20 protein-coding genes are annotated in these 20,461 nt (G+C 67.7%); 5 read left to right on the top strand and 15 right to left on the bottom strand.

Annotated elements, in window-relative coordinates; translation table 11 throughout:
- The 4 genes from AC1DU6_RS04770 to dusB form a co-directional block, all read right to left on the bottom strand.
- A partial coding sequence (locus AC1DU6_RS04770; protein WP_477856202.1) for an aldehyde dehydrogenase family protein occupies window positions 1-380 on the bottom strand: 380 nt, incomplete at its 3' end.
- A gap of 252 nt (window positions 381-632) precedes the next feature.
- A complete protein-coding gene (gene purH, locus AC1DU6_RS04765; RefSeq protein WP_477856201.1) occupies window positions 633-2,213 on the bottom strand; it encodes a bifunctional phosphoribosylaminoimidazolecarboxamide formyltransferase/IMP cyclohydrolase in 1,581 nt (526 codons plus the stop codon).
- 170 nt (window positions 2,214-2,383) lie between these two features.
- Window positions 2,384-2,632 (bottom strand): helix-turn-helix domain-containing protein, encoded by a 249-nt coding sequence (locus tag AC1DU6_RS04760; protein WP_056202949.1) that lies wholly within the window; start codon window positions 2,630-2,632, stop codon window positions 2,384-2,386.
- 19 nt (window positions 2,633-2,651) lie between these two features.
- Entirely contained in the window at window positions 2,652-3,716 is a 1,065-nt protein-coding gene (gene dusB / locus AC1DU6_RS04755) for a tRNA dihydrouridine synthase DusB (RefSeq protein ID WP_477856200.1), read from the bottom strand.
- Window positions 3,717-3,779: 63 nt separating this feature from the next.
- Between dusB and AC1DU6_RS04750 the strand changes: the two genes are divergently transcribed.
- The gene (locus AC1DU6_RS04750) at window positions 3,780-4,277 is read left to right on the top strand and encodes a YqaA family protein (RefSeq protein WP_056203603.1); all 498 of its coding nucleotides are present in this window, start codon (window positions 3,780-3,782) and stop codon (window positions 4,275-4,277) included.
- Window positions 4,278-4,529: 252 nt separating this feature from the next.
- Window positions 4,530-6,029 (top strand): carboxypeptidase M32, encoded by a 1,500-nt coding sequence (locus AC1DU6_RS04745; RefSeq protein WP_477856199.1) that lies wholly within the window; start codon window positions 4,530-4,532, stop codon window positions 6,027-6,029.
- 287 nt (window positions 6,030-6,316) lie between these two features.
- On the opposite strand, the gene AC1DU6_RS04740 is transcribed toward AC1DU6_RS04745, so the two are convergent.
- From AC1DU6_RS04740 to AC1DU6_RS04725, 4 genes are all read right to left on the bottom strand, one after another.
- A complete protein-coding gene (locus AC1DU6_RS04740) occupies window positions 6,317-6,502 on the bottom strand; it encodes a hypothetical protein (protein WP_056202941.1) in 186 nt (61 codons plus the stop codon).
- Window positions 6,503-6,515: 13 nt separating this feature from the next.
- Entirely contained in the window at window positions 6,516-7,451 is a 936-nt protein-coding gene (lpxC, locus tag AC1DU6_RS04735; RefSeq protein ID WP_056202938.1) for a UDP-3-O-acyl-N-acetylglucosamine deacetylase, read from the bottom strand.
- A gap of 18 nt (window positions 7,452-7,469) precedes the next feature.
- The gene (locus AC1DU6_RS04730; protein WP_056202934.1) at window positions 7,470-9,431 is read right to left on the bottom strand and encodes a sensor histidine kinase; all 1,962 of its coding nucleotides are present in this window, start codon (window positions 9,429-9,431) and stop codon (window positions 7,470-7,472) included.
- Window positions 9,432-9,533: 102 nt separating this feature from the next.
- Window positions 9,534-10,097: a TetR/AcrR family transcriptional regulator gene (locus AC1DU6_RS04725; protein WP_056202931.1), complete on the bottom strand. Its 564-nt coding sequence runs from the start codon at window positions 10,095-10,097 to the stop codon at window positions 9,534-9,536.
- Window positions 10,098-10,212: 115 nt separating this feature from the next.
- Between AC1DU6_RS04725 and AC1DU6_RS04720 the strand changes: the two genes are divergently transcribed.
- Genes AC1DU6_RS04720 through AC1DU6_RS04710 form a run of 3 tightly spaced genes read left to right on the top strand, consistent with a single transcriptional unit; the run spans window position 10,213 to window position 12,936 of the window.
- Window positions 10,213-10,908 (top strand): SDR family oxidoreductase, encoded by a 696-nt coding sequence (locus AC1DU6_RS04720; RefSeq protein WP_477856198.1) that lies wholly within the window; start codon window positions 10,213-10,215, stop codon window positions 10,906-10,908.
- 22 nt (window positions 10,909-10,930) lie between these two features.
- Entirely contained in the window at window positions 10,931-11,755 is an 825-nt protein-coding gene (locus AC1DU6_RS04715; RefSeq protein ID WP_457326440.1) for an alpha/beta fold hydrolase, read from the top strand.
- On the top strand, window positions 11,752-12,936 hold the full coding sequence (locus tag AC1DU6_RS04710; protein ID WP_477856197.1) for a Bcr/CflA family efflux MFS transporter: 1,185 nt from the start codon (window positions 11,752-11,754) through the stop codon (window positions 12,934-12,936). The genes AC1DU6_RS04715 and AC1DU6_RS04710 overlap by 4 nt, the downstream gene beginning before the upstream one ends.
- Before the next feature lie 52 nt (window positions 12,937-12,988).
- Here the strand turns inward: AC1DU6_RS04710 and ftsZ are convergent, their stop codons facing one another.
- The 7 genes from ftsZ to AC1DU6_RS04675 all read right to left on the bottom strand — a co-directional run.
- Window positions 12,989-14,227, bottom strand: coding sequence for a cell division protein FtsZ (ftsZ, locus tag AC1DU6_RS04705; RefSeq protein ID WP_477856196.1), 1,239 nt, complete (start codon window positions 14,225-14,227; stop codon window positions 12,989-12,991).
- Between the two features lie 94 nt (window positions 14,228-14,321).
- Window positions 14,322-15,551: a cell division protein FtsA gene (gene ftsA, locus AC1DU6_RS04700; protein WP_056202917.1), complete on the bottom strand. Its 1,230-nt coding sequence runs from the start codon at window positions 15,549-15,551 to the stop codon at window positions 14,322-14,324.
- Between the two features lie 8 nt (window positions 15,552-15,559).
- Window positions 15,560-16,387: a cell division protein FtsQ/DivIB gene (locus AC1DU6_RS04695; protein ID WP_457324921.1), complete on the bottom strand. Its 828-nt coding sequence runs from the start codon at window positions 16,385-16,387 to the stop codon at window positions 15,560-15,562.
- Complete coding sequence (locus AC1DU6_RS04690; RefSeq protein WP_477856195.1) at window positions 16,384-17,355, bottom strand: D-alanine--D-alanine ligase; 972 nt, start codon at window positions 17,353-17,355, stop codon at window positions 16,384-16,386. Before AC1DU6_RS04690 ends, AC1DU6_RS04695 begins: the two co-directional genes overlap by 4 nt.
- The gene (gene murC / locus AC1DU6_RS04685; protein ID WP_477856194.1) at window positions 17,352-18,740 is read right to left on the bottom strand and encodes a UDP-N-acetylmuramate--L-alanine ligase; all 1,389 of its coding nucleotides are present in this window, start codon (window positions 18,738-18,740) and stop codon (window positions 17,352-17,354) included. Before murC ends, AC1DU6_RS04690 begins: the two co-directional genes overlap by 4 nt.
- Window positions 18,741-18,846: 106 nt before the next feature.
- Window positions 18,847-19,920: an undecaprenyldiphospho-muramoylpentapeptide beta-N-acetylglucosaminyltransferase gene (gene murG / locus AC1DU6_RS04680; RefSeq protein ID WP_457325585.1), complete on the bottom strand. Its 1,074-nt coding sequence runs from the start codon at window positions 19,918-19,920 to the stop codon at window positions 18,847-18,849.
- On the bottom strand, window positions 19,917-20,461 hold a 545-nt coding region (locus tag AC1DU6_RS04675), incomplete at its 5' end, for an FtsW/RodA/SpoVE family cell cycle protein (RefSeq protein ID WP_477856193.1). The genes AC1DU6_RS04675 and murG, both read right to left, overlap by 4 nt.

Raw genomic sequence — 20,461 nt, 5'->3', positions numbered from 1 at the left:
GCCAGGTAGTAGGGGTAGTTCCAGGGCGACACGATGCCCACGACACCCAGCGGTTGGCGCATCAGCACATTGCGGCCGGGCAGGAAGTGCAGCGGCGTAGCGACGCGCCGGGTCCTCATCCAGCGGCGCAGATGCTTGATAGCGTGGCGGGCGCCGGACTCGACGGTGAAGATGTCGGCCAGCAGCGATTCCTGGCGGGCGCGATGGCCGAAGTCCTGGGCCATGGCGCTAGCGATCGCCTCGCCGTGCTGGCGCGTCATCTTGAGCAGCCGTTGCAGGCGGTCACGGCGCACCTCGTACGAGGGCATGCGGTCGGCCTCGTAGGCGCGGCGTTGCGCCGTCAGCGCCAGATGCAGGCGCTCCTGCAGGGCGGTGTCCATGGGCATGTCTCCGGTTCTCGATCTAGTGCGTCGAGGCTAACCGCAAGACGGGCCCCCACCATCGGTGGAGGCCCTGGACTAGAGGCGCGCGTCTAGTCCCCGAGGTGACACGGGCATTTCATGGGATTTGCGGGCCGAGCGCTGGGCCGCTCCCGAGCCGGCCCGCCTTGGCGATGTGCTTGCCGGTCRATCCGGCAAGCATCGCCGTCCCCTCGGGGGACCGGCCAAGGTACTCCTTGGACGAGGGGCTCTTTAATGGCGGAAATGGCGTACGCCTGTGACCACCATGGCAATGCCACGCTCGTTGGCCGCCGCGATGACTTCATCGTCGCGCATGGAGCCGCCCGGCTGGATGACGCAGCTCGCGCCCGCGTCGGCCAGCACATCCAGGCCGTCGCGGAAGGGGAAGAAAGCATCGCTGGCCACGGCCGAGCCCTGCAGGCTCAAGGACGCATGCTGGGCCTTGATGGAGGCGATGCGGGCCGAGTCGAGGCGGCTCATCTGGCCGGCGCCGACACCCAGCGTCATGCCGCCGCCGCAGAAGACGATGGCATTGCTCTTCACGTACTGGGCCACGGTCCAGGCGAACATCAGGTCGTCGAGCTGCTGGGCCGTGGGCTGCAGCGTCGTGACGACCTTGAGGTCTTCGCGCTTCAGGAAATGGTTGTCAGAGGTCTGCAGCAGCAGGCCCGAGCCGACGCGCTTGCTGTCGCCCGCGTTGCGGCCCTGGTCCCAGGGGCGTGGGCCGCCCGGCGGCGGCGCGATCTGCATGAGGCGCACATTGGCCTTGGCCTTGAAGATCTCCAGCGCCTCGGCGCTGAAGCTGGGAGCCATCAGCACTTCGACGAACTGCTTGGCGACGAGCTGGGCCGCCGCGCCGTCCACTTCGCGGTTGAAGGCGATGATGCCGCCAAAGGCGCTGGTGGGGTCGGTCTTGAAGGCCTTGCTGTAGGCCTCGGCCGCGGTGCCGGCCACGGCCACGCCGCAGGGGTTGGCGTGCTTGACGATGACGCAGGCCGGCGTGTCAAAGCTCTTCACGCATTCCCAGGCCGCATCGGCATCGGCGATGTTGTTGTACGAGAGTTCCTTGCCCTGCAGCTGCTTGCCGGTGACCAGCGACCCAGGTGCCGGGAACAGGTCGCGATAGAGGGCCGCACTCTGGTGCGAGTTCTCACCGTAGCGCAGGTCCTGCACCTTGACGAAGGTGGCGTTCATCTGCGCTGGGTACTCGGTCTTGCTGCCGTCTTCCTGCAACGCGGACAAGTAGTTGCTGATGGCCGCGTCGTACTGGGCGATGCGGTTGAAGGCGGCCACCGAGCAGGCGAAGCGTGTCTTGTCGCTGGTCTTGCCGTAGGCCTTCAGCTCGTCGAGCACGCCGGCGTACTGGGCCGCGTCGGTCAGCACCGTCACGTCCTTCCAGTTCTTGGCCGCGCTGCGAACCATGGCCGGGCCGCCGATGTCGATGTTCTCGATGGCGTCTTCCAGCGTGCAGCCGGGCTTGGCCACGGTCGCCTCGAACGGGTAGAGGTTGACGGCCAGGATGTCGATGCGCGTGATGCCGTGCTTCTCCATCGCCGCGACATGCTCGGGCGTGTCACCACGGGCCAGCAGGCCGCCGTGGATCTTGGGGTGCAGCGTCTTCACGCGGCCGTCCATCATCTCGGGGAAGCCGGTGTGCTCGGCCACTTCCGTCACCGGCAGGCCGGCGTCGGCCAACAGCTTGGCGGTGCCGCCGGTGGACAGCAGCTTGGTGCCCAGAGCGTGCAGCTCTTTGGCAAATTCAAGGATGCCGGTCTTGTCGGAGACCGAGAGCAATGCAGTGAGTTGGGTCATATTCTTGATCAGTTGGGGTCGGAGCTTGTCGCTGCGCTCGAAGGTCCAACCCGCAAAGCATGTTCAGTTGAGGTCGGAGCTTTTCGCTTTGCTCAAAGGTCCAACCCGCAAAGCATGTTCAGTTGAGGTCGGAGCTTTTCGCTTTGCTCAAAGGTCCAACCCGCAAAGTCTTATAGATTGTGATCGGTCAGCTTGCGGCGCAGCGTGTTGCGGTTGATGCCCAGCCATTGCGCGGCCTTGCTCTGGTTGCCGCCGGCTTCACGCATGACGATCTCGAACAGTGGTTTCTCGACCAGCTTGACCAGCATCTCGTGCATCGAATGCGGCTCCTGGCCGTCGAGGTCACGAAAAAAGGCTTCGAGGTTGTCGCGCACACAGGCGTCGATGGGGTTGGGCGTGGTGTTCTTCTGGGCACTCATGACAGGGCGCGAATGGGTTTCAGGCGGCACAGGCTTCGTCGGCCTGTGCGTCTTCGTCGTTGGCGGCCGCGACGGTGGGCGGCAGCCGGTCGTGGGTCTGGCCGAGTTCATCGAACCAGTCACGCAGAGCCTGCAACTGCAGGTCGCAGCTCTCGAGCGTATTCATGTGCTGGCGGAAGGCTTCGCCGCCGGGCAGGCCGCGCACGGCCCAACCGATGTGCTTGCGCGCACTGCGCATGCCGCTGAGCGCACCGTACAGGCCGTAGTGGTCGTGCAGATGCTCGGTCAGCCAGTCGCGTGCTTCAAGCACGGTGGGCGCGGCTAGGTGTTCGCCTGTCGCCAGAAAGTGGGCCACCTCGCGAAAGATCCAGGGCCGCCCCTGGGCGGCACGGCCGATCATCAAGGCGTTGGCGCCCGTGTAGGCCAGCACGTCACGCGCCTTCTCGGGCGAGTCGATGTCGCCGTTGGCGACGACGGGAATAGTCAGCGCTGTCTTCACGGCGGCAATGGTGTCGTACTCGGCCAGGCCCTTGTAGCCCTGCTCGCGCGTGCGGCCGTGGATGGTCAGCATCGCGATGCCGGCCGACTCGAACAAGCGGGCCAGGCGCAGCGCATTGCGCTCATCGGCGCTCCAGCCGGTGCGCATCTTCAGCGTGACGGGCACGCCGCCAGTGACGCCACTTTTGGCACACACCGCGACGACGGCCTCGACGATCTCCAGCGCGAGCGCTTCGTTGCGCATCAGTGCCGAGCCCGCCCATTTGTTGCAGACCTTCTTGGCCGGGCAGCCCATGTTGATGTCGATGATCTGGGCGCCGCGGTCGATGTTGTAGGCCGCGGCTTCGGCCATCRTGGCCGCGTCGGTGCCGGCGATCTGCACGGCAATGGGCCCCGGCTCACCGCTGTGGTCGGCGCGGCGTGAGGTCTTGAGGCTGCCCCACAGCTCCTTGCGCGACGTGACCATCTCGCTGACCGCATAGCCCGCACCCAGGCGGCGGCAGAGCTGGCGGAAGGGCCGGTCCGTCACCCCTGCCATCGGCGCCACGAAGAGCCGGTTGGGGAGAAGGTGGGGGCCGATTTGCACGAGAGGGTCTGCTTAAAAAAGAGGCGAGATTGTAGCCATCCGGCCGCACCGACAATGACCGCCATGGAAGCCTGGCTCGGTCAATTCATCAGCGAGCTGCTCGCCGCCCTGGCTCTGCCCCAGGTCGGGCTGGTGGCCGTCTTCGTCATCACTTTCGTCTCGGCCACCCTGCTGCCGCTAGGCTCGGAGCCAGCCGTCTACCTCGTTATCAAGGCGGACCCGAGCATGTTCTGGGCCGTGATCGCGGTGGCCACGGTCGGCAACACGCTGGGCGGCATGACGAGTTGGTGGATAGGCTACGGCGCCGAGAAGGCGGTCGAGGCGGTGAAGCATCACGAGCCCTCGCACTCACGTGCGATGCGCTGGCTGCAGCGCTTCGGCCCCAAGGCCTGCCTGATGAGCTGGCTGCCCATCGTCGGCGACCCGCTCTGCGCCGTGGCCGGCTGGCTCAAGCTGCCGTTCTGGCCCTGCGTAGGCTGGATGGCGCTGGGCAAGTTCCTGCGTTTTTTGCTCTATACCGTGGCCTTGATTTGGCTGATTCCGGAGACCTGGTTGTCATGACGCTGCCCGTCGCCCARYCTCGCSCSGCTGAACGCGGRCGAGCCYGGTCGGTCTTGCAGACCGCGCAGCCGACGGAGCGGCTGCYCTTCGGYAGGCACCACAAGTCCACAGGACTTGCCGTGTCCGGCCTCAGCCCCCGCGGGGACGGCGATGCTGGCGGCRTCGAGCCGCCAGCACATCGCCAGCGCGGCCGGCTCGGGAGCGGCCCAGCGCTCGGCCCGCAAGTTTCAATACCCCACTACGTGGATTGACATGACCTCTGCCTACCAAGATTTGGCCACGCGCCAGCAGCGCCTGCACCACCTGGGCCACCTGCAGGCCATAGCGCAATGGGACCAGGCCGCCAACATGCCGGCCAAGGGCAACGAGGCGCGCAGCCTGGCCCTGGCCGAGATGGACGGCTTGCTGCACCAACTGGCCACCGACCCGGCCCTGCCCGGCCTGCTGGAGGCTGCCGACGCCGAGCCGCTGGACGAGGGCCAGCGCGCCAACCTGCGCGAGATCCGCCGCGTCTGGCGCGCCRCGAACGCGCTGCCGCAGGCGCTGGTGGAAGCCAAGAGCCTGGCCAACAACCGCTGCGAGCATGCCTGGCGCAGCCAGCGTCCGGCCAACGACTGGGCCGGCTTCGCGCCGAACCTGCGCGAGGTGCTGAGGATTGCGCGCCAGGAGGCTGAGTTGCTGTCGCAGAGCTCGGGCCTGTCCAAGTACGACGCGCTGCTGGACAACTATGAGCCCGGTATGCGTGGCGCAGACGTCGAGGCCGCCTTTGCGCCGCTGCGCGGCTGGCTACCGGGCTTGATCCGCGACGTGACGGCCAAGCAGGCCGGTGAGACCGTCATCCAGCCCGTCGGCCCCTTCCCCACGGCGGCTCAGAAGGCCCTCGGCCTGGACGCGATGAAGCTGATGGGCTTCGACTTCGCGGCCGGCCGCCTGGACGAAAGTACCCACCCCTTCTGCGGCGGCGTGCCCGAGGACGTGCGCATGACGACGCGCTATCGCGAGGATGACTTCCTGCCCAGCCTGATGGGCACCATCCACGAGACGGGCCATGGCCGCTACGAGCAGAACCTGCCGCGCGACCTGCTCGGCCAGCCAGTGGGCCGGGCGCGCTCCATGGGCATCCACGAGAGCCAGAGCCTGTCCTTCGAGATGCAGCTCGGCAGCCACCCGGCCTTCGCYGGCCTGCTGTCACCGCTGCTGGCGAAGCACTTCGGCGCCAACCCGGTCAATTCGGCGGCCTTCGAGCCCGGCAATCTGCACAAATTGCTGACGCGCGTGAAGCCCGGGTTCATCCGCGTCGATGCCGACGAGGTGACCTACCCCGCACATATCCTGCTGCGCTTCGACATCGAGCGCGCCCTCATTGAGGGCCAGGCTGAGGTCGACGACATCCCGGCGCTGTGGGACGCCAAGATGGCCGAGTTGCTCGGCCTGGACACGCGCGGCAACYTCAAGGACGGCCCCATGCAGGACGTGCACTGGCCCGCCGGCCTGTTCGGCTATTTCCCCTGCTACACGCTGGGCGCCATGTACGCGGCGCAGTGGTTTGCGGCGATGCGGGCCCAGCGCCCCGACCTGGATGCGCAGATCGCCCGCGGCGAGCTGGGCACGGTGTTCGACTGGTTGTCCACCCATGTCTGGCAGACGGCCAGCCGCTATGAGACGCCCGAACTGGTGCGGCGCGCCAGCGGCGAGGCCTTGAACCCTGCGCATTTCGAGGCCCATCTGCGCGACCGCTATCTCGGCAGCTGAATTCGAGCAAAGACGGACAGCTTGTCGACAGCTTGAGCTGGGGTGCGGGAACAAAAAAAGGGCCGCTCCTGCGGGAGCGGCCCAATCAGTTTCAACAACGATCTCTCTCTCTTCAATCCACTGCGCTTCCCCGGCCCCCCGGCCTTCTCCGCGCGTGGCGCCCGGTTTGTGGAGTCCCGGACTGGGCCGCTGCAACGCGAACAGCGACCGTGATTGCATTCTGAGCACATGCCGCCGGCCTCGCATCCCCGCAAGCCAAGGGGGCGCGCGATGCGGCGTGACGAGCGTCACAGCAACAGCGCCAATCGCTCCAGGATGAGCACGCCGAAGAAGGCCAAACCGGCCACCAGCGTCCATTTCATGATCATCAGCCCAAGCCGCCGCCAGCGCGCTTGGCCGGTGGCGATGGAAAAGGCGAAGCACAAGACAGCCGAGAACAGCAGCAGGCCGACGACGAGGCGGGCAATCAGCATGTAAACGCTCTCATCACCATGCTGGTGCAAGCTCGGCGAAGCCCTTGGGCGCTGCGCGCTCGTCGTCGAAACTGACGATCTCGTAGGCGGCCTCGTCGGCCAGCAGCGCGCGCAGCAGCTTGTTGTTCAGCGCATGGCCACCCTTGAAGGATGTGTACGCCGCCAGCAGCGGCATGCCGGCGACCTGCATGTCACCGATGGCATCCAGGATCTTGTGCTTGACGAACTCGTCGTCATAGCGAAGGCCGTCGGCGTTCAGCACCTTGTAGTCGTCGACGACGATGGCGTTGTCCATGGAGCCGCCCAGCGTCAGGCCGCGCGAGCGCATCAGGTCGATGTCAGCCGTCATGCCGAAGGTGCGTGCGCGGGCGATCTCCTTCTTGTAGGTACCCGAACCCATGTCGAAGACAAAGCTGCTGCCGGTGGCGGCCACGGCCGGGTTGTCGAACTCGATCTCGAAGCTCAGTGTGTAGCCGTGATGCGGCTCCAGCCGCGCCCACATCAGCTTCTTGCCCTCGCCGTGGCGCACTTCGATGGGCTTCTTCACGCGCAGGAAGCGCTTGGGCGCGTCCTGCATGACGATGCCGGCCGACTGCAGCAGGAAGACGAAGCTCGCCGCGGAGCCATCCAACACCGGCACCTCGTCGGCGTTGATGTCGATGATGAGGTTGTCCAGGCCCAGGCCCGCGCAGGCGGACAGCAGATGCTCGATGGTCTGCACCTTGGGCGCGCCCGGGTCGCCGCCAGGGCTGATGGTGGTGGCCATGCGCGTGTCGCTGACCGACGTCACACCGACCGGGATGTCGACCGGTGGGCAGAGGTCGACGCGGCGGAAGACGATACCGGTGTCAGCCGGCGCTGGGCGCAATGTCAGCTCGACCTTCTGGCCGCTGTGGATGCCGACGCCGACGGCGCGTGTGATCGACTTCAGGGTGCGTTGCTTGACCATGGGGTCAATTGTCCAAGATCAGACCTCGCCTTTGCGCTCCACGGGCAATCTGAGCGACAGGCGCGTGCCCATGCCGGGCTGGGAGTCGATGCGCAGCTTGCCGCCCAGGCGCTGGGCGCGCTTGATCTGGCTCTTCAGGCCGCGGCCGTGCTGAATGCTCTGCAGGTCGAAGCCGGCGCCATCGTCCTCGACGCGGATCTCAACATAGCTGCCGTGGTGGCGCGTCACCATGCGCACGCGGCTGGCCTGGGCATGCTTGAGCACGTTGTTCAGTGCCTCCTGCATCAGGCGCAGCACATGCAGCGCGTCGGGCGGCTCCAGCCAGGCCAGGGGCGGCAGGTCCTGCACGTCCCAGTCAAGCTTGAGGCCGCCGATCTGCAGCCTTTTTCCCAGGCGGTAGCGCATCGTCGCCAGCAGCGAGACGAGGTCGTGGCCGACCGGCTCCAGCGAGTCGATGACCAGGCGCAGGTCGTCCACGCATTCGCGCAGCACCTCCACGCACTGCTCGTGCGACATGCTGCCCTGCTCCATCGCCACCAGCGCCGACAGCAGCGAGGAGCCGAGGCCGTCATGCATGTCGGCCATGATGCGCTGACGCTCCAGCAGCAGGGCCTGCTGGCGCTCGGCCTCGCGCAGCTGCGCGTTCTGCGCATGCAGCACCGAGACCTGCTCGTCCAGGTCCTCCTGCAGCTGGCTGTTCTCGGCCTGGACCTGCTCGACGGCACCGACATAGCGGCGCTGCACCGCATGCAGGAAGCTGAGCATGACGGCCAGCGTCGCGAACGGCATCAGGAAGAAGTGTTCGGGCCAGGCCCAACCGGCCAGCACGGCGAGGTCGTGGCCGCCGATGACGACGCCGATGACCAGCGCCACGGCCATGATGCGCAGCTCGGTGCGGCGCTCCCGCCAGGCCAGGAAAGCCACCCAGGCCGTGCCGATGGTGGCGACGCCGGCCGTGACGGCGTACTGCATGACGACCATGTCGAGCTGGCGCAGCCACAGCGGCATGCTGAGCAGGCTCACCAACGTCACGCTAGCGGTCAACGCCCACTCCAGCCACAGGATGCGCCGGCTCGCAAAGCGCAGCGCGAACAACAGCGCCGTCAGCATGACCCAGCCCATGGATGCGTGTGTGGCCCACCAGAACCAGTCYTGCCCCGCCGGCGAAGCCGGCAGGCTGACGTAATAGTGCAGGTTGCGCACCATCCATGCGGCGGCACCGAGGGCAAACAGCCCATAGATGGCCTCGGGGCGGCGCAACCACAGCGTCAGCGCGAACAGCCCTAGCACCGCCAGCGTCAGGCTGACGGCCTGGGGCAGGCCGTTTTGGGCGCGCACCCGCCACAGCCAGCGTCTTTCCAGCTGATCGCGCGGGGCGATCCAGATGCGTGACACCGCGTGATAGCTGCCCGCCGGCACCGGCAGAGCGACGACCACGTCCAGCCCCTGGGCACCGATGCCGGGCAAGGGCAGCCACAGGGGCTGCACCCATTGCTCGCGCTCGGCATGCTGGTTGTCCAGCAGGGCCTGCCAGCCTTTGTCGGTGCGGGCCAGCACCGCGGCCGACAACGTGACCAGACGCGGCAGATACAAGGCCATGGCTTCGTCCCGCCCGCCCGGTACGTGAAGTCGGTACCAGCGCATCTCGTAGCCCCGCGCATCGCTGACCATGGCCGCGCCGGGGCGTGAGCGCACGTCAGGCATCGCCACGGGCTTCCAGGCCGCTTCGTCCTCGGGAGGCAGCAGTTCAGGCGGCAGCTCGAGATGGTCGCCGCCGGCCACCGTGTGGTGGCGCAGTGCGGTCCACCAGACGTCGAGCTGGTCGCGCGTCCAGGCGGTGGTGGCAAGCTCAGCGGGGGCCGCGTCATCGCTCCCGGCCCGTGCGCTGGGTTGGGGCAATCGCTGTGCCTGTAACGGCAGACAGGCCAGCAAGGCCAGCAGCAGCAGGCCGCGGCGCCATAGCAGGCCCAACTCAAGCATCCCTATGATTTCTTCTAGGCGTTGACATGGGGCGCGAGCATGCCACAGGGGGTGGCCCCGTCCCAACCGCCGCAGCACCGCTGGGCGGCGGGTGGCGACCGTTCAGCCGCCGGCGGGCAGACTCTTGCGGGCGGCCTCGCGGAGTTCGCTGGACAGCGCGGTGTCGCCGCCGACAGCGCGCGACAGCAACAGCGCCCCCACCAGCGTGGACAGCATGGCCAGCGCCTGCTCGCGTTGCTCGGGCGCCGAGTCGGCCGGCATCTGTTCCTGCAGCGTCGCCACGAGGTTGGCGACGCCCTCGGCAAACACCTCCCGCACGGCCGGCCCGCCACGCGCCGCATCACCCGCCAGCGCGACCAGGCCGCAGCCGGCACCGATATGGTCACGGTGAGCGTCGGACAGATAGGCCTTGACCCAGGCCTGCAGGCTGCGGTCGGACTGCGTCTTCCACTGCTCGCGGTTGGCCTGCAATGCGCGCCGCGTCGCCTGGGCGGCCAAGTCGTCCTTGGACTCGAAGTGGCCATAGAAGCCGCCACGCGTCAGGCCAGCGGCCTGCATCAGGTCGTTCAGGCCGATGCCATCGAAGCCGCGCTCGCGAAACAGCTGGGCGGCGTTGTCGAGGATGCGTTCGCGGTTCTCTTCGGCCTGGGCGCGGCTGACCTTCATCGCGGTCTCCTGGGGTCTTTGTGTGGGCGGGCTTGACGCATTTTATATGTTGACCGACATTTATATCAATCATGTCGGTCGACATGAATAAGCAAATCGAGAAGGAATTGCCACCATGAGGCTCAAGAACGCCGTCGTCTTCATCACCGGTGCCAACCGCGGCCTGGGCCGCGCCTTTGCCCAGGCCGCGCTGGCCGCGGGCGCCGCCAAGGTCTATGCCGCCGCGCGTGACCCGGCCTCCATCGACCTGCCCGGCGTCGTGCCCGTCGCGCTGGACGTGACCGACCCCACCCAGGTGGCCGCGGCGGCTGCGCAATGTACGGATGTGACGCTGCTGATCAACAACGCGGGCATCTCGCAGCAGGCCGGCGTGCTCGACGCGGATGCCATCGCGACGGCGCGCCGCCATCTGGACACCAACTTCTTCGGCGTCTGGGCGCTGACCCAGGCCTTCGCGCCGGTGCTGCAGGCCAACGGCGGCGGCGCGGTGCTGAATGTGCTGTCCGTGCTGAGCTGGGTGACGGTGCCGGGCCTGACGCCCTACAGCGCCAGCAAGGCCGCCGCCTGGGCGCTGAGCAATGGGCTGCGCAGCGAGCTGAAGGCCCAGGGCACGCAGCTGACCGGCCTGCATGTGGGCTATATGGACACCGACATGACGCGTGGCCTGGACGCGCCCAAGTCTGCGCCGGCCGATGTCGCTCGCCTGGCCCTGGCCGAGCTGGAAGCCGGCGCCTTCGAGGTGTTGGCTGACGACATCAGCCGCCAGGTCAAGCAGAGCCTGTCCACGGCCGCGCCAGCTTACGCGGGCTGAGCCCCGAACTCAGGAGAACGCCATGCTCGCCTCCCCTGCCCTTGCCGCGCCTTTCACGGCCAATGACGACGGCCACCTCGCAGCGGCCCGCCATGCCTTCTCGGCGCCCGAGCGCGTGCCGCTGACGGCCGAGGAGCGCGCTGCGCTGGCTGGCCACGCCGAACCGCCGCTGCGCCACGAAGGCCTCAAGCTCGCGCGCTGGACGCTGGGCGTCGGCCCACGCGTTGTCCTCGTCCACGGCTGGAACAGCCGCGGCGCCCATCTGCTCGGCTTCGCCCGGCCTCTGGTCGAGGCCGGCTTCTCGGTCACCCTTTTCGATCTACCCGCCCATGGCGACTCGACCGGTCATGCGGCCAGCGTCGTGCATGCCGGCCGCGCACTGCGCGCCGTGGTGGCCGACATCGGCAAGGAGGTGCACGGCGTCATCGGCCATTCGATGGGCTCGGCCGCCGCGCTGCTCGCGTTTGCCCACGGCTGGCGGGTCGGGCGCAGCGTGCATCTGGCCGGCCCCTCCTCGCTGTCGCCCATGGTCAAGGGCCTGGCCGCCGCTCAAGGCCTGGGCCCGGCGGATGCGGCCGCATTCGCGGGCTGGGTGGAACGCTTCATCGGCACGCGCATCACCTATGTGGATCTGGAGCGGCTGCAGCATGGCCTGCGCCATCCCGGGCTGATCGTCCACGACCCGGAGGATCGCACCGTGCCTTTCGCTGCATCCGAGGCGCTGCATGCGGCTTGGGCTGGCTCGCATCTGCAGCGCGTGAGCGGGCTTGGCCATCGCCGTCTGCTGGCGGATGCCGACGTCATCGCGCGCAGCATTGCCTTCATTGCCGAAGGAGCCAGTCAATGAGCGCCGTGCCCCGCCCCTGGCTGCTGACGCTGGCCGCGCTGTCAGCGCTGGCGACGCTGTCCACCAACATCCTGCTGCCGTCTCTGCCCGTGATGGCGCAGGCCCTGGGGTCGAGTGAGGCGGCCATGACGGCGGTGCTCAGCCTCTTCCTCGCCGTGTTCGCGCTGGCCCAACTCATCGTCGGCCCGTTGTCGGACCGCATCGGCCGCCGGCCCGTGGTGCTGGGCGGCTTGGCCGTCTTCATCGTGGGCAGCGTGGTTTGTGCTTTGGCGAGCGATCTGCCGTTGCTGCTGTTCGGCCGCGCGCTTCAGGCCGTCGGCGTCGCCGCCGCGTCGGTGCTGGCACGCGCCGCCGCGCGGGACCGTTTCGAAGGCCCGCAACTCGCTGCGCTGCTCGGCCGCATCATGGTTGTCATGGCCGCCGCGCCGGGCTTCTCGCCGCTGCTGGGTGGTCTTGTACAGGCCGCCTGGGGCTGGCGGGCGCTGTTTGTCGTGCTGGTGCTGGCAGGGCTGGCGCTGGCGGCGGCCTATGTCGGCATCGTCGGCGAGACGCTGCCGGCCGAGAGAYGGCGACGCCAGCCGGCCAGCGCGCTGGCACGCGGCTACGTCGTGCTGCTGGGTGATGCGCGCTTCATGCGCCCGGCACTCGCCACCGCCGCCATCCTCGGCGCGCTGTTTGCGTTCTTCGGCACCGCGCCGCTGGTGCTGGCGCGCGACTTCGGCTTCAGCGCACTGCAGGTCGGGCTGTTCTTTGCCACGTCCGTGTTCGTCGTCTTCGCAGCAGGGCAGACCGCGCCGCACTGGGCCTCGCGCTGGGGTGGCCCCACCGTGCTGCGCATTGGCGCAGCGCTGGCAACACTCGGCGGCCTGACGATGCTTGTCGCGAGTGGAGCCGGTCTCGCGGGTTTTGCCGTCGCGGTGGGCATCTTCCTGTTCGGCATGGGGCTGGTCTCACCCACTGGCACCGCACTGGCGTTGACGCCATTTGCATCGCAGGCCGGCCAGGCCTCCGCGCTGCTGGGCTTTCTGCAGATGGCGGCAGCGGCACTGCTGACAACGGCTGCCGCGACGTTGCCCGGTGCGCGCATGGATGCCTTGGCCCTGGTGCTGGCGGGAGGCGGTTTGCTGGCCCTGCTTTCTGGCGCCGCAAAGCCGGCCGCGGCGGTAGTACGCGCGTCCTGACAAAGCAAAAGGGCGAGCCTCACGGCTCGCCCTTCTTAGGATCAGCGACTGATCAGTCTGCCTGCTTGCGCAGGAAGGCCGGGATCTCGATCTCGTCCATGCCGTTGGACGACAGCGCCTCGACCTTGGCCGCGGCACTGCCCGAACGGCCATGGCGCCAGACGCTGGGCACATTGGCGTTCGCAAAGTCGCCCAGGCCGAGGCCGACATTGGCCTGCTGGCCCGTGGCCGGCGTGGCCATGGCCACGGCCTGCGTCAGCACAGGCATGCCGTCGGTACCGTTGCGCACCACCTGCTGGGTCTGCACGACCTGCAGCGGCGCCTGCTGGCGGGCGCGGCCGGCCGTCAGGCCGGTGGCGATGACGGTCACGCGCAGCGCGTCGCCCAGGCTCTCGTCGTAGGCGGTGCCGAAGATGACGTGCGCTTCATCCGAGGCGTAGCGCTTGATCGCGTTCATCGCGTTGCGCGACTCGCTGAGCTTGAAGTTGCTGCGGCCCGCGGCGATCAGCACCAGCACGCCACGCGCACCGGAGAGGTCGATGCCTTCCAGCAACGGGCAGGCCACGGCCGCTTCGGCGGCCTTGGCGGCGCGGTCCGGGCCGGTGGCTTGCGCCGTGCCCATCATCGCCTTGCCCGGCTCGCTCATCACCGTCTTGACGTCTTCGAAGTCGACGTTGACCAGGCCGGGGATGTGGATGATGTCGGAAATGCCGCCAACGGCGTTCTTCAGCACGTCATTGGCATGCGCGAAGGCCTGATCCTGCGTGACATCGTCGCCCAGCACATCGAGCAGCTTGTCATTCAGCACGACGATCAGCGAGTCGACATTTGCTTCGAGCTCGGCGAGGCCGGCATCGGCCGCCTTGGCGCGCCGGCCGCCTTCGAAATCGAAGGGTTTGGTGACGACACCGACCGTCAGGATGCCCATTTCCTTGGCAACCCTGGCAATCACCGGTGCAGCACCGGTGCCGGTACCACCGCCCATACCGGCGGTGATGAACAGCATATTGGCGCCGGCGATGGATTCGCGAATGCGGTTTTCGGCCTCTTCAGCCGCCGCCTTGCCCATTTCGGGTTTGGCGCCGGCACCGAGACCGGAGGTGCCGAGTTGCAGCAGCTGGTCGGCCTTGGACCGATTCAGTGCCTGCGCGTCGGTATTCGCGCAGATGAATTCCACGCCCTGAACGCCCTGGGCGATCATGTGGTCCACGGCGTTGCCGCCGCCACCACCGAYCCCGATCACCTTGATTTGGGTGCCTTGGTCAAACTCTTCGATCATCTCGATGGGCATATCGATCTCCTAACTGCTGCAATTGTGCCGTGGCACTCAATGGATGACTAGTTGCTGAAACAAATTTTTCGTAGCTATTGTTGGTTTTGGGGGGTCAAAAATTCCCCATGAACCAATCCTTGACCCGTCCAAGCAGGGTTTGCACCGAACCGGCCTGCTGCGCGGCCTTGAAACCTCGGCTGCGCGACAGCCGGGCCTCCTCCAACAGTCCCATGACGGTCGCCGAGCGAGGGTTGGCAACCATGTCGTAAAGGGCACCTGAATAAGTGGGCAGGCCGCGCCGGACGGGTTTCAGGAAAATATCCTCGGCGAGTTCCACCATGCCCGGCATGACGGCCGATCCACCGGTCAACACGATGCCGGAGGACAGCAATTCCTCATACCCGCTCTCACGAATGACCTGATGCACCAGGGAAAAGATTTCCTCGACGCGCGGCTCGATGACGCCGGCCAGCGCCTGCTTGGACAGCATCCTGGGGCTGCGGTCGCCCAGGCCGGGCACTTCCACTTGGTCGGAGGGGTCGGCCAGCAGCTGCTTGGCGACGCCATATTCGACCTTGATTTCCTCGGCGTCCTTGGTCGGCGTGCGCAACGCCATCGCGATATCGCTGGTGATCAAGTCGCCCGCGATGGGGATGACGGCGGTATGGCGGATCGAGCCGCCGGTGAATATCGCCACATCGGTCGTGCCGGCGCCAATATCGACCAGCGCGACCCCCAGGTCGCGTTCGTCGGCGGTCAGGGCGGCATGGCTGGAGGCGCTCGGGTTCAAAACCAGCTGATCCACTTCCAAACCGCAGCGGCGCACGCATTTGACAATGTTTTCGGCCGCGCTCTGTGCGCCGGTCACGATATGGACCTTGACCTCCAGCCGGCCACCGCTCATGCCGACGGGCTCCTTCACCTCATGGCCGTCAATGACAAATTCCTGCGGCTCGACCAGCAGCAGGCGCTGGTCGTTGGGAATATTGATGGCCTTGGCGGTTTCGACGACGCGAGTCACATCGACCGGCGTGACCTCCTTGTCGCGCACGATGACCATGCCGGTGGAGTTCTGGCCGCGGATATGGCTGCCCGTAATCCCCGTGTAAACCCTAGATATTTTGCAGTCGGCCATCATTTCGGCCTCTTTCAAGGCCTGCTGGATGGACTGGACGGTGGCGTCGATATTGACGACGACGCCGCGCTTCAAGCCATGTGACGGCGCCACCCCGAGGCCGGCAATGCGCAAATCCCCCCCCGGCAAAACCTCGGCCACGACGGCCATGATCTTGGCGGTCCCAATATCCAGCCCGACGACCAAATCCTTGTATTCCTTGGCCATGTCCGTCCTCAACGTTTTCTATTTACGGGTTTACCCGGGGTGTTCGTCGTCACGCCGCGCAGCTTGACCGCGTAGCCGTCGGCGTGGCGCAGGTCGGCGGACAGCAATGGGCTGCGGTAGGTCGCCGTGACCTGCGTGATGGATTGGGCGAAGCGGCCGAAGCGCTCGACCACGTCGGTCTCGCTGCCGCGGCCCAGTTCGACAACGGCGCCGCTGCCCAGCGTCGCGCGCCAGGAGCCGCGGCCCGACAGGTCCAGGCGGTCGATGCCCTCGCCGAGTTTTTCAGCGGCTGGCGACAGCGCCCGCCACATCTGCAGCATCGCGCCGGCGGTCTGCGCCGGGCCGGCGAGTACCGGCAGGGTTTCGTCCTCGACGTCGCCGAGATTGGCCTGGAAAACTTCGCCGAAGCTGTTGACCAGGGCCCGTTCGGCCGCGGCCTCGGTCGCAGAGTCGGCACCATCGGTGCGCGCCTCCCAATAGGCGGCGGCCCGGTGTTCCTCGAGATTGACCCGCAGCCGCATCGGCCAGACGCGCGTCAGCTGCGCGCGCCGCACCCAGGGCACAGCCTCGAAAGCGGCGCGGCCGTCCTTCAGGCTCATGCTGAGAAAGGAGCCGTGCAGGCGCGGCAGGGCATTGGCGCGCAGCGAGGCCACGCTGTTGCGGCTGACATCGCCCTCCACCTGGATGGCGCGCAGGTTGAACGCCGGCAGGCGCACGACCCAGCGCAGCACACCCCAAGCGGCGGTTGCCACCAGCGCAGCCACGAGCAGCGCCGACACCGCATTCATCAAGCGGATGTCGGACGGCAGCGCGGCGGTGGCGGCGGCGGAGTTCATGCGCGATCGAGCCTCGCTTGCGACAGCAGCCACAGGCACAGATGCGGGTAGTCCACGCCCACGGCCTGCGCGGCCTTGGGCACCAGGGAGTGCGACGTCATTCCGGGGCTGGTGTTCATCTCCAGCAGGAAGGGCTTCATGTCGGACTTGCGCAGCATCAGGTCAGCGCGACCCCAGCCGCGGCAACCGAGCAGGCGATAGGCATGCAGCACGAGGCGACCGATCTCGGCCTCGAGTGCAGCGGGCAGCGAGCCGAACAGGTACTGCGTCGTATCGGTCTCGTACTTGTTCGCGAAGTCGTAGTTGCCGGCCTCGGCGCGGATCTCGATGACGGGCAGCGCGACGGCGCCCTCGCCTTCACCCAGCACGGCACAGGTCAGCTCGGGCCCTTCGATGCATTGCTCGAACAGCAGCTCATCGTCAAAGCCCAGCGCCAACTCGACAGCGCCCTGCATGTCGGAATAGCCGGCGGCCTTGGTGATGCCGATGCTCGAACCCTCGTGCGGCGGCTTCACGACGACGGGCAGGCCGAGCGTGTCGGGAATCGTGCGGATGCGCTCGCGAGTCAGTTCGGCGCGGGACAGGGCCAGGTATTGCGGCGTCGGCAGGCCCTCGTTGGCCCACAGCCGCTTGGTCATGGTCTTGTCCATCGCAACGCCGGAGGCCGTCACGCCCGAACCGGTGTAGGGAACGCCCAGCCATTCGAGAGCGCCTTGGATGGTGCCGTCCTCGCCGCCGCGACCGTGCAACGCGATGAAGGCACGATCAAAGCCCTCGTCCTTCAGGGCTTGCAACGGACGTTTGGCGGGATCGAAGGCGTGCGCATCGACGCCGATGGATTGCAGCGCGGCCAGCACGCCGTTGCCGCTCATCAGCGACACCGGCCTCTCGGCACTGTGACCACCGAAGAGCACGGCAACCTTGCCAAGACCCTTGGCATCGATGTTCAGATCGACAGGCGACTTCATGCTGCGCCTCCTTGGAAATGTTCCGCGACGCGGCCCGGCAGGCTGCTCATCGAGCCTGCTCCCATGCCGATGACGACATCGCCATCGCGGGTCAACGTGGCCAGCGCCGCCGGCATGTCGGCCACGCCGGCCACGAAGTGGGGGGTGCCGACGGCCTGCGCGAGCGCCGTACCGGTCGCGCCTTCGATGGCGGCCTCGCCGGCCGAATAGACCTCGGTCAGCAGCACGACGTCGGCACCGGCCATCACCCGCACAAAGTCGGCAAAACAGTCCCGCGTGCGCGTGTAGCGATGCGGCTGGAAGGCCAGAACGAGGCGGCGGCCCGGATAGGCGCCGCGCGCGGCGGCCAGCACGGCGGCCATCTCGACCGGGTGGTGGCCGTAGTCGTCGACCAGTTCGAAGCGGCCGCCATCGCCCGCCGGCCATTCGCCATGCTTCTCGAAGCGGCGGCCGACGCCGGAGAAATTCTTCAGTGCCCGCTGGATGGCCTCGTCCGGGCAGTCCAGCTCCATCGCGATGGCGATGGCCGCGAGCGCATTGCGCACGTTGTGCTCGCCGGCCAGATTGAGCAGCACGTCCAGGTCGGCCGCGCCCTCGCGCTGGCAGCTGAAGCGCATCTGCGCGCCGGCCAGCGCCTGCACATCGACCGCGCGCACGCCGACACCCGCGGACAAGCCGTAGCTGACGACCGGCCGCTCGATGCGGCCGAGGATGGCCCGCACGCCCGGGTCGTCGGCGCACACCACCGCCGCGCCGTAGAAGGGCATGCGGTGCAGGAATTCGATGAAGGCGTCGTGAAGCCGCTCGACCGAATGACCATAGGTGTCCATGTGGTCCTCGTCGATGTTGGTGACGACGGACAGCACGGGGCTGAGCTTCAGGAAGGAGGCATCGCTCTCGTCGGCCTCGACGACGATGAACTCGCCCTTGCCGAGGCGCGAGTTGGCGCCGGCGGCGTTGAGCTTGCCGCCGATGACGAAGGTCGGGTCCAGGCCGGCTTCGACGAGGATGGCGGTGACCAGCGACGTCGTCGTCGTCTTGCCATGCGTGCCGGCGATGGCGATGCCGCGACGCAGCCGCATCAGCTCGGCCAGCATGACGGCGCGCGGCACGACCGGCACCTGGCGACCGCGAGCCGCCTGCACCTCGGGGTTGTCAGCGGCGACGGCGGTGCTGGTGACCAGGGCCTGCGCTTCGCCGATATTGGGCGCGGCGTGGCCGATCTCGACCCGCAGGCCCAAGGCCCGCAGTCGCTCGGTCGTCGCGCTCTCGACGGCGTCCGAGCCGCTGACCGTGAAGCCCAGGTTGTGCAGGATTTCGGCGATGCCGCTCATGCCGGCGCCGCCGATGCCGACGAAATGCAAACGCTGTACGGCGTGCTTCATGTCAGCCTCTCGTCCGACGGATACGTCGGCCGACCCCCCGAGGGGATGCGGGCCGGCTCGGGAGCGGCCCAGCGCTCGGCCCGCCATGCACTACGGCCACCACGGCTCATTTCAGCATCCCCTCAATCTCGTCGGCCACACGCGCAGCCGCGCGGGGGCGGGCCAGCGAGCGGGCCTTCTCGCCCATGGCAAGCAGGGCGCTGCGGTCCAGGCTGCTCAGCAGTTCATGCAGCTTGGCCGGCGTCAGCTCGCCCTGGGGCAAATGGATGGCCGCGCCGTGCTGGGCCATGAAGACGGCGTTGTCGCGCTGGTGCGAGGTCGTGCTGACAACCAGCGGCACCAGCACTGCGGCGCATCCAGCCGCGCAGAGTTCGCTGACGGTGATGGCGCCTGCGCGGCAGACGACAACGTCGGCCCAGGCCAGCGCCGCTGCCATGTCGTCGATGAAGGGGCGCACTTCCGCCGACAGGCCGGCATCGGCATAGGCCTGCCAGACGGCGCCGAGATGGTCCTGCCCCGACTGGTGCAGCACCAGCGGCCGCTGTTCCTCGGGCCACAGCGCCAGCGCCTGCGGCACTACCTGGTTCAGCGCGCGCGCGCCGAGCGAGCCGCCCAGCACCAGCACATGCAGCGGGCCGGACCGCTCGGCCATGCGCTCGGCGGGCGCAGCCAGTGCTTCGATCTCGGCGCGCACCGGATTGCCGCTGACGACAGCGCCCGACGTCGAAGCCGCCGCCGCACCGTCGAAGCCGAATGCAATCCGGCGCGCAAAGGGTTTCAACGCGAGGTTGCTTTTCAGCATCGCCGCGTCAGCATTGACCAGCATCAGCGGCCGGCCGGTGAAGGCAGCCGTCAGGCCGCCCGGCAGGCAGACATAGCCGCCCATGCCGAGCACGGCCGTCGCATGGCGCTGCGCATAGACGCGACGCGCCTGGCCCAGCGACTTGAAGAACCCGACGATGCCGCGCAGCGCATGCTTCAGCCCCTTGCCGCGCAGGCCGGCAAACGGCAGCGCATCCAGCTCGATGCCACGTGCCGGCACCAGGCGGTTCTCCATGCCGGTCGGCGTGCCGATCCACGACACGGTCCAGCCGCGGCGCTGCATTTCCTCGGCGACCGCCAGGCCGGGAATGATGTGGCCACCGGTGCCGGCGGCCATGACGACCAGGTGCCGCGTCATGACCTGCCTCCGCGCATCATCTGCCGGTTTTCCAAGTCGATCCGCAGAACAACGGCCAGCGCCACACAGTTCATCAAGATCGCCGACCCGCCAAAGCTCATCAGCGGCAGCGTCAGCCCCTTGGTCGGCAGTGCGCCCAGATTCACGCCCATGTTGATGAAAGCCTGGCCGCCCATCCAGATGCCAATGCCCTGGGCGTAGAGACCCGCGAACACGCGGTCCAGTGCGATGGCCTGGCGGCCGATGAGGAAGCAGCGGCGGGTCAGCCAGAAGAACGCAAGGATCACCACGGCCACTCCAGCAAAACCAAGTTCCTCGCCGATGACGGCGAGCAGGAAGTCGGTATGCGCCTCGGGCAGGTAGTGCAGCTTCTCGACGCTGCCGCCCAGGCCCTGGCCCAGCCACTCGCCGCGGCCGAAGGCGATCAGGCTGTGCGTCAGCTGGTAGGCCTTGCCTTGGGCGTACTTCTCGTCCCAGGGGTTCAGGTAGGCAAAGATGCGCTCGCGGCGGAACTCGCTGAAGCTGATCATCAACACGAAGG

The sequence above is a fragment of the Roseateles sp. P5_B10 genome, from assembly GCF_056400485.1.
The sequence above is the reverse complement of the archived record's forward strand: the minus strand, read 5'-3'. Positions and strand labels throughout refer to the sequence as shown.